Below are 12,982 nucleotides of genomic sequence, written 5' to 3'. Positions count from 1 at the left end.
ATGGATTTCATGACCATCCTGCAACTCTCCGACAGCTCGCTCCGCCTGGCGACGCCGCTTTTGCTGGCCTGCCTCGCGGGGCTGTTTTCGGAACGGGCGGGGATTTTCGACATCGGGCTGGAAGGCAAGATGCTCGCCGCCGCCTTCTTCTCGGCCGCCTTCGCTTTTTCCACCGGCAATGTCTGGATCGGCCTTGGAATCGGGATCATCGCCTCCGTCGTGCTCAGCCTGCTTCACGGGTTGGCCTCCATCACTTTCCGGGGCAATCAGCTGATCTCGGGTGTGGCCATCAACTTCCTTGCTGCCGGTCTTACCGTCGTGATCTCCCAGACGTGGTTCAGCCAGGGCGGACGCACCCCCGCGCTCACCGGCGATGCGCGTTTTTCCGAGATTGTCTTGCCCGGCGCCGCCTCCCGCATTCGCGATATCGCGCAGCAGGAGCCTGTGGGGCAGGTCTATTCCGAGCTTTTGTCGGGCCATTCGATCCTTGTCTACATCGCGCTTGTGATCGTGCCCCTGACCTGGTGGGTCCTTTACCGCACCCGCTTCGGCCTCCGCCTGCGCGCCGTGGGCGAAAACCCCGCCGCCGTCGATACCGCTGGCATCAGCGTCGTTGGTCTGCGCTATGCCGCCGTGGTCATCTGCGGTGTGCTGTGTGGCCTTGCGGGCGCCTATCTTGCCACCGGCCTTTCGGCGGGTTTCGTGAAAGACATGAGCGCGGGCCGCGGCTTCATCGCGCTGGCCGCGCTCATCTTCGCCAAATGGCGTCCGTGGGAGGCGCTCGGTGCGTGCCTGCTGTTCGGTTTCCTCGATGCTGTCGGCAACCGCTTCCAGAATATCGAGCTTCTGACCTTCCTCAGCCTGACCTTCCTTTTCGTCGTATTGATCGGGGGCATCCTGCTCGTGCTGCGCCTCGTGGCGCTTCTGCGCGGCAAGGCCAGCGCCAGCGACCTCGCCATTCCCGTCATCACACTTATTGCAGGGCTCGTCTTCGCCATCGGCCTGCCCGAGCTTGACACCTCGGCAGGCGTGGGCGCGCTGCTGAACGCGATCGTTCTGCCAGTGCAGTTCATGCAGGCGCTGCCCTACATCCTGACCGTGGTGATCCTGGCAGGCTTCGTCGGTCGCGCGATCCCGCCGCGCGCAGGTGGGGAGCCCTACGTGAAGGAACGCTAGGCCCCGAAGGACGGCGCGCGCAGGATCTGCACCCCGTTGATCCGCCAGCCGTCATCGGTTTCGACCATGGCGTAGCCAAGGTAGTGGAGGTTGCCCGCCTGATCCACGACCTCCACCCGCTGTACGAGAAGCCCGCCCAAGGCTTGCAGATCGACGAAATTCACCTGGCCCGGCGACCACACCATCGGGAAGGCCTGCTGCACCATCGCGCCGAACCGTTGTGGATCGCCGAAAATGCCCTGAATGTTCGGGCTGGCATAACGCCAGGCCTCCTGCACGTCTTCGGCGCGGAAGGCGTCGAACTGGCTGCCGATCACGGCCTCGATCGCGGGATTGGGGGCCACAACCTCCTGCGCCGCAACCGGGCGCGGCGCGACGAAAGCGGCGATCAAGGCAAGGCCGACGGCCAAGAATACGGAAAGGGCAATGGCGCGGGTCATGGGGGCATCTCCTGCAGGTGTCGACCAGTGATCCTGCCAGACACGTAGGGCGCAGGCCGAAGGTTTCAGCCCAGAAGTTTGCCTGCCAGGCCGTCTTCGATCAACTGCACCGTCTCATCCACGCCGTAGAGCGCGATGAATCCGCCAAACCGCGGGCCCTGCGACGCGCCCAGAAGCACCTCGTAAAGCGCCTTGAACCAATCGCGCAAAGGCTCGAACCCGTGCTCCTTGCCGACGGCGAACACCAGCGTCTGCAACGCCTCGTCCTCCAACGGTCCGTCATAGGCCCTGAGCCGCCCGGCCAGATCCTCCAGCGCCGCGCGTTCCTTGTCGTCGGGCAGGCGGAAGACCTTCCCCGGCTTCACGAAATCGTTGAAGTAGCGCACCGCGAAACCGGCTGCCTGATCCAGGTCGGGGTGGGTTTCGGCGGTGGCATCGGGCGCGTAGCGGCGGATGAAGCCCCACAGCGTTTCCTTGTCCTCCGCCGACGCGACGGAGGCGAGGTTGAGCAACATGGAGAAGCTGACGATCATGCTCGACGCCGGCACGTTGTGGCCGTGGATATGGAAGACCGGGTTGGCCAAACGCTGCGCCGTATCCTGCCCCGCATAGGCGCGCAGTTGCTGGTGATATTCATCCATCGCCTTGGGGATCACGTCGAAATGCATCCGCTTGGCCGTCTTGGGCTTGCCGAACATGAAATAGGACAGGCTTTCGGTGGAAGCATAGGTCAGCCACTCATCCATGCTGATCCCGTTGCCGGAGGTCTTGGAGATCTTCTGGCCCTGTTCGTCGAGAAACAGCTCGTAATTGAATGTCACCGGCGCGGGCGCGCCAAGGATTTCGCAGATCCGGCTGTAGATCGGCGTGTTGGTGGAATGGTCCTTGCCATACATCTCGAAATCCACGCCAAGCGCGGCCCACCGCGCGCCGAAATCGGGCTTCCACTGCAATTTCACCTTGCCGCCGGTCACGGGGATCGTCCATTCACGGCCGTCCTCGTCATCGAAGGTGATCGTGTGGTCGGCTGCGTTCACGGACTTCAACGGAACGTAAAGGACGCGCCCCGTTTCGGGGTGGATCGGCAGGAAGATGGAATAGGTTTTCCGCCGCTCCTCTCGCAGGCTTTTCAGCATCACCGCCATGATGTCGTCATAGCGTTCCACCGCGCGCTTCAGCGTCTCGTCGAACCGGCCCGTGCCGTAGAACTCGGTGGCCGAGATGAACTCGTATTCGAACCCGAAGGTATCGAGGAACCGCCGCAGCATGGCGTTGTTGTGGTGGCCAAAGCTCTCGTGGGTGCCGAACGGATCGGGCACCTTGGTCAGGGGCTTTTGCAAGTGTTCGTGCAGACCCTCGGCGTTGGGCACGTTGCCCGGCACCTTCCGCATCCCGTCCAGATCGTCGGAGAAGCAGATCAGCTTGGTGGGAATGTCCGACAAAACCTCGAACGCGCGGCGCACCATCGTCGTGCGCAAGACCTCTCCGAAGGTGCCGATATGGGGTAGGCCGGAAGGGCCGTAGCCCGTCTCGAACAGGACATATCCCTTGTCCGGCAGCGCAGTCTCGTACCGTTTCAGGATGCGGCGCGCCTCCTCGAAAGGCCAGGCCTTGGAGGTCATTGCAGCGTCACGCAGATCGGTCATGGTACGATTCCCGGAAAGGCGGGCCGAATTGCCCGCGCCCGCACCTATTGTTTTGGCAGCGCCGCGTCAATAAATGAGCGGGAGAGCAGGACATGAGAGAGCGCCCATGACAGACCATACCTTCACACCCGAAGACGCGCTTGTGGCCATCATGGTCGGCATCTCCGTCTCGGATGAGACGATCCGCACGTCTGAATTGCTGTCGATCGAGCAGATGGTAAATTTCCTGCCGGTATTCGGGGCCTATGACGCCGACCGGATGCGTCGCATCGCCAACATCGTCTTCGATCTGTTCGAGGAAGAGGACGGCATCGACGCGTTGTTCGGGCTTGTGAAGGAAGGCTTGCCGGAGCATCTGTTCGAGACCGCCTACGCGCTCGCCTGTGATGTCGCCGCCGCCGATGGCGCGCTGGCCCAGGCGGAATTGCGGTTCCTTCAGGAAATGCGCCACGTCTTCAACATCGACCGCCTGCATGCCGCCGCAATCGAACGCGGCGCCCGCGCGCGGCACATGACGGTCTGATCGCGCCGCAACGCCGTCAACCGGCCAGCGCGGCCTGAACCCGCTGCAAGTTCTCGTCCACGAAGGATCGCTCCGCCGCTGACACGCCCGTCGCACGGGGGTAGAGGGGTGCGTTCCGGTCATTCATGACCGGCCGGTTCCAGCCCTGCGTCGTCTCGAAGAACTCCACCGCGCCGGCTTCCCCGAATTCCGTCAGGTAGCCCTGGATCACCGTGTCGAGGTAGCTCAGCAAGATGGGATGCGTCCCCTCCTCCGCGTGAAGCTTTTCGACCGCGTAGATCTGAATGTCCGTTGCAGCCGGGTGATCGTGGGCTATGCTGGCGACACCATGGCGCGCATAGGCGCGTTCCCTTTCGTCCAGAGCCGCCCAATCGGCATTTGGTACGGCGGCGATCAGGCCCCGGATCTCGCCGCCCGAATCGGGTTGCGCCGTCAGGAACGCGAGCTTGCGCAATCCAGTCCCCTGCCAGCGCCGCGACCAGCCCGCGACATGGGCATGGGTCACGTCCGGATAGGCGTGGGTCTCGCGGTTCACAAGGCTGCCATAGCCGAAGAAAAACGGGGCATTCATGGGCCCCGGAATGGGGCAATTCAGGATCGCTATCAAGCCCTCTTGAACGCGGTGTGAAGCCATGTATTCTTTCGCATGCAATCGCAGGGAGACTCTCGGGCATCCGGCAGACGGATACCCCTGGGCCGAAGGAGCAACCGCCCCGGTAATCTCTCAGGCAAAAGGACCTGCGGTCGCGAATATACTCTGGAGAGTGAGGGGGCGATCCCCTCCGCCGAAGGGATAACGATCTCAGGCCAAAGGACAGAGGGGGCATCACACCGCGCCGATTTTCGGCGTCGGAATGGTGCCGGGTCGTAGATCCCGGAGAAGGGACATGATGGCCGGGGACAGCAATCCGATCGAACTGGCGCTTGCGCCGCTCCATGCCGAGCTTGGGGCGAAATTCGTGCCGTTCGCCGGTCATTCGATGCCCGTGCAATACGCCCGCGGTGTGATGGGCGAACACCAATGGACGCGGGAAAACGCGGGGCTCTTCGACGTCTCGCATATGGGCCAGGTGATGCTGCCGGACGGCTCCGACGCCGCGCTGGAGGCGCTGGTGCCCGTCGATGTGATCGGGCTGGCGGAAGGGCGACAACGCTACGGCTTTTTTACCAATGATCTGGGCGGCATACTCGACGACCTGATGATCGCGCGTGTGCCGGGCGGTCTGTTCCTCGTGGTGAATGCCGCCTGCAAGGACGCCGACCTCGCGCATCTGCGCGCCCATATCGACGGGGTGGAAGACATCGAAGGCCGGTGCCTTCTGGCACTGCAAGGCCCCAAGGCCGAGGCGGCCCTGGCCGATCTGGTCCCCGCCGTCGCGGCTATGCGGTTCATGGACAGCCAACGGCACGACTGGACCGGGGCGGAGCTGTGGATCAGCCGCTCCGGCTATACCGGGGAGGACGGGTTCGAGATCTCCGTTCCCAATGATCGTGCCGACGCCTTCGCCCGCGCGCTTCTGGCGGACGAACGGGTGGAGCCCATCGGCCTTGGCGCGCGGGATTCCCTGCGGCTGGAGGCGGGATTGCCGCTTTACGGGCAGGACATGGATACCACGATCAGCCCGGTGGAGGCTGGACAGGCCTGGGCCGTCGGCAAGGTGCGGCGCGCGGGCGGGGACCGGGAGGGTGGATTTCCCGGTTCGGATATCATCCTTGACCAGATCGCGAACGGCGCGCCGCGCCGCCGCGTAGGCCTGCGCCCGGAAGGTCGCGCGCCGATGCGGGCGGGAGTTCAGATTTTCGCTGATGAGACGTCAGTCACGCCCATCGGCACTGTAACATCCGGCGGCTTCGGCCCGACGCTCGGCGCGCCGATGGCTCTGGCCCTGATCGACGCGGCAACGCCCAAGGACGCGCCCCTGTTCGGCGAGGTCCGTGGCAAGCGCCTGCACGTCACCCAAACCAAACTGCCTTTCACACCCCCCGGCTACAAACGCTGATCACGACGGAGACACCAAATGAGATTCACAGAAGACCACGAATGGCTCAGCCCCGACGCCGACATCGTGACCGTGGGCATCACCGCCCATGCCTCCGAACAACTGGGCGATGTCGTCTATGTCGAATTGCCGGAACTGGAGACGCAAGTGTCCAAGGGTGACGAGGTTGTTGTCATCGAATCCGTGAAGGCCGCCTCCGACATCGTGGCCCCGCTCGACGGGGAAATCGTGGAGGTGAACGAGGCGCTCGTGGCCACGCCCGCGCTCGTCAACGAGGATCCGATGGGCGCCGCGTGGTTTTTCAAGATCAAGGTCGAGAACCCGGCCAGCGTCGACGATTACATGACCGAGGATGAATACAAGGACCATATCGGGGAATAGACCCGTTTGATCCATGGGGGGCCAGCCCCCCAAACCCCCCGAGGTATTTCTGAAGCAAAGATGGGCCCATGCCCGTCCCAAGGAGCGCCCCATGCCCTGGACGACCACCGATTACGACCCGACCGATTTCGCCAATCGCCGCCATATCGGCCCGTCCCCGTCCGAGATGGAGGAGATGCTTGCCGTGGTGGGGACCGAAAGCCTCGATGCGTTGATCGACGACACCGTGCCCGCCTCCATCCGGCAGGCAGGCGCGCTGGATTGGCCGGCCCTGTCGGAAGCGGAATTGCTGGAGCATATGCGCGCGATCGCGGCCAAGAACAAGCCGATGATTTCGATGATCGGACAGGGCTATTCCAACACCCACACCCCGCCCGCAATCCAGCGCAACGTGCTGGAGAACCCGGCCTGGTACACCGCCTACACCCCCTATCAGCCCGAGATCGCGCAGGGTCGGCTGGAGGCCTTGTTGAACTTCCAGACCATGGTGGCGGACCTGACTGGGCTCGACGTCGCCAACGCCTCGCTGCTCGATGAAGGCACCGCGGCGGCGGAGGCGATGGTGATGGCGCAGCGCGCGTCCAAATCCAAGGCGCGCGCGTTTTTCGTGGATGAAAACTGCCACCCCCAGACGATCGCCGTGATCGAGACCCGCGCGGCCCCCCTCGGGATCGAGATCATCACCGGCGCGCTCGACGCGCTGGAGGCGGAGGCAGTCTTTGGCGCGATCTTCCAGTATCCCGGCACGCTGGGTGGCCTGTCCGATCCATCGGCGCAGATCGACGCCCTGCACACATCCAACGCGCTGGCCATTGTGGCGACGGACCTCCTGTCGCTTACCTTGCTGAAGGAGCCCGGTGCCATGGGGGCGGACATAGCGGTGGGTTCGGCACAACGTTTCGGCGTGCCGCTTGGCTATGGCGGGCCGCATGCCGCGTTCATGTCATGCCGCGATGCGCTCAAGCGGTCCCTGCCCGGGCGCATCGTCGGCGTGTCCATCGACAGCCACGGGCACAAGGCTTACCGCCTGTCGCTCCAAACGCGGGAACAGCATATCCGCCGCGAGAAGGCGACCTCGAATGTCTGCACGGCCCAGGCGCTTCTGGCCGTCATGGCCAGCTTCTACGCAGTCTTCCATGGCCCCCTCGGCCTGCGCGCTATCGCGGAGCGGGTCCATACGCGCGCCGCGTGGCTGGCCGCATCCTTGCGCGCCGGTGGCTTCGCGCCGCTGAACGACACATTCTTCGACACGATCACGGTGGAGGTCGGGGACAAGCAGTCGCGCATCATGGCCGCCGCTGTGGCCCGGGGCATCAACTTGCGTGACGTGGGCGCGGACCGGATCGGCATTGCTGTGGACGAGGTCACGACCGATGCACATATCGAGGCCGTCTGCCGCGCCTTCGGGGTGCTTGTCGCGCCCAAGCTCAAGGCTCACGCCATCCCCGACGACCTGCTGCGCCAATCCGATTACCTGACCCACCCGATTTTTCACATGAACCGCGCCGAGTCCGAGATGATGCGCTACATGCGCCGCCTGTCGGACCGCGACCTTGCGCTCGATCGCGCGATGATTCCGCTCGGCTCCTGCACCATGAAGCTGAACGCGGCGGTGGAGATGATTCCGATCACCTGGCCGGAATTCGGGGGCCTGCACCCCTTTGCCCCCGCCGATCAGGCTGAGGGCTATGCCGAGATGCTGGAGGATCTTTCCGCCAAACTGTGCGAGATCACCGGCTACGACGCCATGTCCATGCAGCCTAATTCCGGCGCGCAGGGCGAATATGCGGGGCTTCTGACCATCGCGGCTTATCACCGGTCGCAGAGCGATGCGGAGCGTAATGTGTGCCTCATCCCGGTCTCAGCCCACGGCACCAATCCGGCCTCCGCCCAGATGGCGGGGATGCAGGTGGTCGTGGTGAAGTCGGCGGAAAACGGGGATATCGACCTGGACGATTTCCGCGCCAAGGCGGAGGCGGCGGGTGACAAGCTGGCCGCGTGCATGATCACCTATCCCTCCACCCATGGCGTGTTCGAGGAGACGGTGCGCGATGTCTGCGCGATCACCCATGAATTCGGCGGCCAGGTCTATCTCGATGGCGCGAACCTCAACGCCATGGTGGGGCTGTCGAAGCCCGGCGATCTGGGGGCGGATGTCAGCCACCTGAATCTCCACAAGACGTTCTGCATTCCCCATGGCGGCGGCGGCCCCGGCATGGGGCCCATCGGGGTGAAGGCGCATCTGGCCCCGCACCTGCCCGGCCACCCGGAAACCGGTGGCACGGAGGGGCCGGTTTCGGCGGCCCCCTATGGCTCTGCCTCGATCTTGCCGATCTCCTACGCTTACGTGCATCTGATGGGCGGTGTGGGCATCACCCAGGCCACCAAGGTCGCGATCCTGAACGCCAATTACATCGCCGCCCGGCTGTCGGACGGCTACGGCATCCTCTTCAAGGGCAAGACGGGGCGCGTGGCCCATGAATGCATCCTCGACACCCGGCCCTTCGCCGAGGCGGGGATCACCGTGGACGACATCGCCAAGCGCCTGATGGACCACGGCTTCCACGCGCCGACGATGAGCTGGCCCGTAGCCGGCACCCTGATGGTGGAGCCCACGGAATCCGAGACCAAGGCAGAATTGGACCGGTTCATCACCGCGATGCGGGCGATCCGGGCCGAGATCGCTGAGGTGGAAGCCGGCACCCCGCCCGAGGACAGCCCGCTGCACCACGCCCCCCACACGATGGAGGACCTGATCAAGACCTGGGACCGCGCCTATAGCCGGGAACAGGGCTGCTTCCCGCCGGGCGCATTCCGGGTCGACAAATACTGGCCGCCGGTCAATCGCGTGGACAATGTCGCCGGTGACCGCAACCTTGTCTGCACCTGCCCCCCGGTGGAGGATTACATGGAAGCGGCGGAGTAGCTGCGATTGCGGAACACCAGAAAACTGGCCGGGATGAACCGATGCGCTTCGCGAATCCGCTGGCCTACGTTTCAGACATCGACCGCGCCACTCGGTTCTATGAAGATGTGATGGGCCTCCGCGTGGCGGAAGCCCACCCCACCTTTGTGCGTTTTGAGACCGGCTTTGCCATTCACGATGCAGAGGCCCTGCATGCTGACATTTTCGGTGCAGCCCCGATGCAGGACAGGCCCGGGCATCCGCGCACGATCTTCTATTTCGAGACGCGCGACCTCGACGGGGCCTTCACCCGCCTCTCCGCGGCCACCGACATCCTCCACCCGATCCGCATCCAGGCCTGGGGTGGACGCCTGTTCCGCGCCACCGATCCAGACGGCCATATTCTCGAAATCGGTGCGCCGTTCCCATGATCCACGAAGAGGGGCCGCCACGTCCCCCGTAACGGCCCATCTTTGCTTCAAAAATACCTCGGGGGTTTGGGGGCTGGCCCCCAAGCGCCAACCTTACCGCGACCGGCCAAATCTCTGGTACAGGCCGTCAAGCGTGTAGGTCTCGGCCACCGGGCCGTGCTCTTCGGGGAAGAAATTCGGGTCCACCGGCAGGCAATCGCGTCCGCAGACCTGGCGCATGAACCCGGTCGTGCCGTCCACGAACCACAACCGCCCGCCCGGCGTGCCGACCCAGCCATTCACGCCGAACCGCATGTCGCCTTCGACGTCCTGGATCGACGGAACCTCCCCGTCATAGCCCAGGCCCCAGGCCGCATGGGTGTGCCACGATGACACCGCGCGCATCCCCGGCTCCAGCGGGAGGGAGGCGCAGCTGGCCTCCCCGCCCCACGACACCTTGGTGGACGAATAATTGCCCTCCGCATCTTGCAAGATGAAGCCACAGACCTCCCGATTGAAGCGCACGCTCAGCTGGTTCATCGATTCCATCAGGCCCATCACGAACGCCGTCTCCCGCGCGTCCTGCGCGTGGGCAGCGGGGGCAGTCGCGAGCGCGGCAAGGGTGGCCAGCGTGGTCAGGGTCGCGGTAATCTTGCGCATGGTTCGGGAACTCCTATGCGGATGTGTCGGGATGGAGGGTAGTGGGATTTTCAGATTGCGCAAAACAATCTTGATCCCCAGCCGTGGAAAGGGCGGTCACTTGCCCTAATTCCTGAGATGACAGAGGTTTGGAGGCTCGAAATGGCCAATATGGACGAGAAGATCAAGGCGCGGATTTCCGCGATGGCGGCCAACAGCAAGGTCGCGCGCGTGTCCGACGACGAGGATGTGCGCGAATGGCTGTTCTTCGGCCGGATCGCGATGATCTTCTGCATCTGGGCAATCATGATCATCGCCGTGGCCCTCGTCGTCTCTTTCCGCTTCTGATCGGACCGCATGGATCGCGGCAACGGGAGAAAGATGGGGCGTCCTGCGTGCCGGTGCACGGGGAAAGTTCGTGTAGCAAACCCGTCAGGGTCTCAGATCGCGGCCCAATCGGTGAACCTGAACGGGGTCGGACGGGGCTTGCGTTGCTTATGCGGAACGGTGTGGCGCGGAGTCATGGTGAGGGGTCCTTTCGTGATCCCAACTTACGCCGCGGGCCCGTCCCTGTCTGTGGCAGGTCTGCCCACTTGACATGGCCCCCCGGCGCATATCGGCGTGAACTCAGATGGCCGCCCAATCGGTAAACTTGAACGGTGCGGGCATCGGGCGTCCGGGGATCGGGGATGCAGGGCGAAGGACTTTCTTGGGCGCTTTTGCAGGGCGGGTCATAATGTGATCCAGTGGGTTGGTTTCAATGTGGCTCCACCATCACTCGCCTGGGTTTCGCCACACAATATCGGCGCCCTGCTATCCGATAGCTGACGCACATTCCTCCCCAATTTCAGGCGCTTGGCGGAAGTTGGCCGATTGCATGCCGGGCTAGGCGCAAAATGGCCAATCGTGCTAGGATGGCCCCCTTCGGCCCGCGTATCGGGCCTGAATTCACCAGATCGGAGAATGAAAATGAGCGTTGCTCGCATCACGGAAATCATCGCCTCGTCCAGCAAAAGCTTCGACGACGCCGTCCAGAAGGGAATCGCCCGCGCCTGCAAGACCCTCAACAAGGTGCAAGGTGCCTGGGTTCAGGACCAGAAGGTCACGGTCAAGAAGGGCAAGATCGACGAGTATCGCGTGACCTTGAAGGTTACATTCGTCCTCGACGATTGACCTCCACCCCCGTTCGTCGCCAGCGCGTCGGGCGGGGTGGCTCATTTTCCCCGCATTAACCTTATATTGTTTCGATTGCGTGAAGGTGCTGGCCATGCGGGGGACGACCGTCGCCCGGTGACTAGCCATCGGCGCGCCTTTGCGACAAGTTGCAAGCGTGGCCGATCCAGCCAGAGGGACCCGTTGTCATGATTGTACCGGTCATTTTGTGCGGCGGTTCGGGAACCCGGCTCTGGCCAGCGTCGCGCAAGGCGTATCCCAAACAATTCACCAATCTTCTTGGCGACGAGAGCCTTTACCAGATGACCCTGCGGCGCTTGACCGGCCCGCAATTCTCCGCCCCCTTGGTGATGACGGGCGACGAATTCCGCTTCATGGCGACGGAGCAGGCGGCCGCGATTGGCCTGACCGACGCGCGCGTGGTAATCGAACCGGATACCCGCGATACCGCACCCGCGATCCTTGCGGCGGCCCTGCTGTTAAAGGACACGCCAGATGCCGTGATGCTGGTGGCCCCGTCCGATCACGTGATCGGCGACCTGGCTGCCTTCCACAGGGCATTGGATGTTGCCGTCGGGGCCACGCAGGACGGCACCATGGTCACGCTCGGCATCCCGCCGACACGGGCCGAAACGGGCTATGGCTATCTCGAACTGACCGGCCCACCCGATCCGGAACGTCCCAACCTCGTCCGCAGCTTCCGCGAAAAGCCCGACCGTGCGACCGCCGAGCAGATGGTGACGGCGGGACGTTACCTCTGGAACGGCGGCATTTTCGCCTTCACCGTGCGCGACGTGCTGGCAGCCTTCGCGGACCATGCGCCGGACCTCGTGGAGCCCTGCACCGCCGCCGTGGCGCAGGGGAAAGAAGACCTGGGCTTCCTGCGCCTCGCCCCCGGCCCCTATTCGGAGGCCCGCGCAATCTCCTTCGACTATGCGATCATGGAAAACGTGGCCCGTGTCGCGGCGGTCCCCTTCGACGGCGGCTGGTCCGACCTCGGCTCCTGGGACGCGCTGTGGCAGGCATTGGAGCCGGACGCGGACGGCATGGTCACGGATGGGTCCGTCACCGCGCTCGACTGCTCGGAATCCTACCTTCGCTCGGAGGATGAGAATATCCATCTCGTGGGCCTTGGTCTGACGAACACGGTCGCCGTTGCGATGCGCGATGCGGTGCTGGTCGCGGACAAATCTCGTGCGCAGGACGTCAAGGCGATCGTGGCAAATCTGCGCGCGGCCAAGACGGCTCAAGCCGACGATTACCCGCGCTTTCACCGACCGTGGGGTTGGTATGAGACGCTGTGCGCCGGGGGCCGGTTCCAGGTCAAACGCATCAAGGTCAAACCCGGCGGCGTGTTGTCACTGCAAAGTCATATGCACCGGTCGGAGCATTGGATCGTGGTGGAGGGGACGGCAGAAGTCACGATCGGGGACGACGTGAAGCTCGTCACCGAGAACGAGAGCGTCTACATCCCCCTCGGCGCGAAACACCGCATGGCCAATCGTGGCCACCTGCCGATGTACCTAATCGAGGTGCAGACCGGCAGCTATCTGGGTGAGGATGACATCACCCGTTACGAGGATATCTACGACCGGACCTGAACGGGTTTTCGCCCCCCCCGGACGTCCGGTCAAAAAAAAGGCGCGTCCGAAGCCGGGCGCGCCAATCGTTTCGCATGAAGCTGCGGGC

Annotated in this window: 13 protein-coding genes and 1 riboswitch; of the genes, 9 read left to right on the top strand and 4 right to left on the bottom strand. The window is 64.0% G+C overall.

Annotated features, from left to right (window positions below):
* The gene (locus tag KUW62_RS01545; protein ID WP_224813755.1) at nt 1-1,176 is read left to right on the top strand and encodes an ABC transporter permease; all 1,176 of its coding nucleotides are present in this window, start codon (nt 1-3) and stop codon (nt 1,174-1,176) included.
* On the opposite strand, the gene KUW62_RS01540 is transcribed toward KUW62_RS01545, so the two are convergent.
* Complete coding sequence (locus KUW62_RS01540) at nt 1,173-1,616, bottom strand: DUF4864 domain-containing protein (protein ID WP_224813754.1); 444 nt, start codon at nt 1,614-1,616, stop codon at nt 1,173-1,175. The two genes, KUW62_RS01545 and KUW62_RS01540, sit on opposite strands and share 4 nt — an antisense overlap.
* 65 nt (nt 1,617-1,681) lie before the next feature.
* Entirely contained in the window at nt 1,682-3,262 is a 1,581-nt protein-coding gene (locus KUW62_RS01535) for a lysine--tRNA ligase (RefSeq protein ID WP_224813753.1), read from the bottom strand.
* 106 nt (nt 3,263-3,368) lie between these two features.
* Between KUW62_RS01535 and KUW62_RS01530 the strand changes: the two genes are divergently transcribed.
* Nucleotides 3,369-3,785 (top strand): tellurite resistance TerB family protein, encoded by a 417-nt coding sequence (locus KUW62_RS01530; RefSeq protein ID WP_224813752.1) that lies wholly within the window; start codon nt 3,369-3,371, stop codon nt 3,783-3,785.
* Nucleotides 3,786-3,801: 16 nt separating this feature from the next.
* Here the strand turns inward: KUW62_RS01530 and KUW62_RS01525 are convergent, their stop codons facing one another.
* A complete protein-coding gene (locus tag KUW62_RS01525; protein ID WP_224813751.1) occupies nt 3,802-4,356 on the bottom strand; it encodes a gamma-glutamylcyclotransferase family protein in 555 nt (184 codons plus the stop codon).
* Nucleotides 4,357-4,431: 75 nt separating this feature from the next.
* Nucleotides 4,432-4,535, top strand: a riboswitch (glycine riboswitch).
* 140 nt (nt 4,536-4,675) lie between these two features.
* Here KUW62_RS01525 and gcvT point away from each other — a divergent pair.
* The 4 genes from gcvT to KUW62_RS01505 all read left to right on the top strand — a co-directional run bounded on the left by gcvT (nt 4,676) and on the right by KUW62_RS01505 (nt 9,502).
* The gene (gcvT, locus tag KUW62_RS01520) at nt 4,676-5,785 is read left to right on the top strand and encodes a glycine cleavage system aminomethyltransferase GcvT (protein WP_224817016.1); all 1,110 of its coding nucleotides are present in this window, start codon (nt 4,676-4,678) and stop codon (nt 5,783-5,785) included.
* Between the two features lie 18 nt (nt 5,786-5,803).
* Nucleotides 5,804-6,166, top strand: coding sequence for a glycine cleavage system protein GcvH (gcvH, locus tag KUW62_RS01515; RefSeq protein ID WP_224813750.1), 363 nt, complete (start codon nt 5,804-5,806; stop codon nt 6,164-6,166).
* A 91-nt stretch (nt 6,167-6,257) separates the two neighbouring features.
* Nucleotides 6,258-9,092 carry an aminomethyl-transferring glycine dehydrogenase gene (gcvP, locus tag KUW62_RS01510; protein WP_224813749.1) on the top strand — a complete coding sequence of 945 codons (2,835 nt, stop codon included), beginning with the start codon at nt 6,258-6,260 and terminating at the stop codon, nt 9,090-9,092.
* Nucleotides 9,093-9,133: 41 nt separating this feature from the next.
* Nucleotides 9,134-9,502, top strand: coding sequence for a VOC family protein (locus KUW62_RS01505; RefSeq protein WP_224813748.1), 369 nt, complete (start codon nt 9,134-9,136; stop codon nt 9,500-9,502).
* A 93-nt stretch (nt 9,503-9,595) separates the two neighbouring features.
* Here the strand turns inward: KUW62_RS01505 and KUW62_RS01500 are convergent, their stop codons facing one another.
* Entirely contained in the window at nt 9,596-10,141 is a 546-nt protein-coding gene (locus KUW62_RS01500) for a DUF4329 domain-containing protein (protein ID WP_224813747.1), read from the bottom strand.
* A 141-nt stretch (nt 10,142-10,282) separates the two neighbouring features.
* Here KUW62_RS01500 and KUW62_RS01495 point away from each other — a divergent pair, with 141 nt between their 5' ends.
* The 3 genes from KUW62_RS01495 to KUW62_RS01485 all read left to right on the top strand — a co-directional run bounded on the left by KUW62_RS01495 (nt 10,283) and on the right by KUW62_RS01485 (nt 12,894).
* Nucleotides 10,283-10,468 carry a hypothetical protein gene (locus tag KUW62_RS01495; RefSeq protein ID WP_224813746.1) on the top strand — a complete coding sequence of 62 codons (186 nt, stop codon included), beginning with the start codon at nt 10,283-10,285 and terminating at the stop codon, nt 10,466-10,468.
* Nucleotides 10,469-11,089: 621 nt separating this feature from the next.
* Nucleotides 11,090-11,293 (top strand): dodecin family protein, encoded by a 204-nt coding sequence (locus KUW62_RS01490; RefSeq protein ID WP_224813745.1) that lies wholly within the window; start codon nt 11,090-11,092, stop codon nt 11,291-11,293.
* A 188-nt stretch (nt 11,294-11,481) separates the two neighbouring features.
* Nucleotides 11,482-12,894 carry a mannose-1-phosphate guanylyltransferase/mannose-6-phosphate isomerase gene (locus KUW62_RS01485; protein ID WP_224813744.1) on the top strand — a complete coding sequence of 471 codons (1,413 nt, stop codon included), beginning with the start codon at nt 11,482-11,484 and terminating at the stop codon, nt 12,892-12,894.
* Nucleotides 12,895-12,982: the final 88 nt, after the last annotated feature.

It is taken from the genome of Hasllibacter sp. MH4015, from assembly GCF_020177575.1.
Taxonomy (GTDB): Bacteria; Pseudomonadota; Alphaproteobacteria; order Rhodobacterales; family Rhodobacteraceae; genus Gymnodinialimonas.
Note: the sequence above shows the minus strand (reverse complement) of the source record. Positions and strands in the feature narration are given on the sequence as shown.

Coding starts and splice junctions, on each gene's coding strand:
- KUW62_RS01545 (WP_224813755.1), top strand. CDS start 1: ATGGATTTCATGACCATCCTGCAACTCTCCGACAGCTCGCTCCGCCTG.
- KUW62_RS01540 (WP_224813754.1), bottom strand. CDS start 1,616: ATGACCCGCGCCATTGCCCTTTCCGTATTCTTGGCCGTCGGCCTTGCC.
- KUW62_RS01535 (WP_224813753.1), bottom strand. CDS start 3,262: ATGACCGATCTGCGTGACGCTGCAATGACCTCCAAGGCCTGGCCTTTC.
- KUW62_RS01530 (WP_224813752.1), top strand. CDS start 3,369: ATGACAGACCATACCTTCACACCCGAAGACGCGCTTGTGGCCATCATG.
- KUW62_RS01525 (WP_224813751.1), bottom strand. CDS start 4,356: ATGAATGCCCCGTTTTTCTTCGGCTATGGCAGCCTTGTGAACCGCGAG.
- gcvT (WP_224817016.1), top strand. CDS start 4,676: ATGGCCGGGGACAGCAATCCGATCGAACTGGCGCTTGCGCCGCTCCAT.
- gcvH (WP_224813750.1), top strand. CDS start 5,804: ATGAGATTCACAGAAGACCACGAATGGCTCAGCCCCGACGCCGACATC.
- gcvP (WP_224813749.1), top strand. CDS start 6,258: ATGCCCTGGACGACCACCGATTACGACCCGACCGATTTCGCCAATCGC.
- KUW62_RS01505 (WP_224813748.1), top strand. CDS start 9,134: ATGCGCTTCGCGAATCCGCTGGCCTACGTTTCAGACATCGACCGCGCC.
- KUW62_RS01500 (WP_224813747.1), bottom strand. CDS start 10,141: ATGCGCAAGATTACCGCGACCCTGACCACGCTGGCCACCCTTGCCGCG.
- KUW62_RS01495 (WP_224813746.1), top strand. CDS start 10,283: ATGGCCAATATGGACGAGAAGATCAAGGCGCGGATTTCCGCGATGGCG.
- KUW62_RS01490 (WP_224813745.1), top strand. CDS start 11,090: ATGAGCGTTGCTCGCATCACGGAAATCATCGCCTCGTCCAGCAAAAGC.
- KUW62_RS01485 (WP_224813744.1), top strand. CDS start 11,482: ATGATTGTACCGGTCATTTTGTGCGGCGGTTCGGGAACCCGGCTCTGG.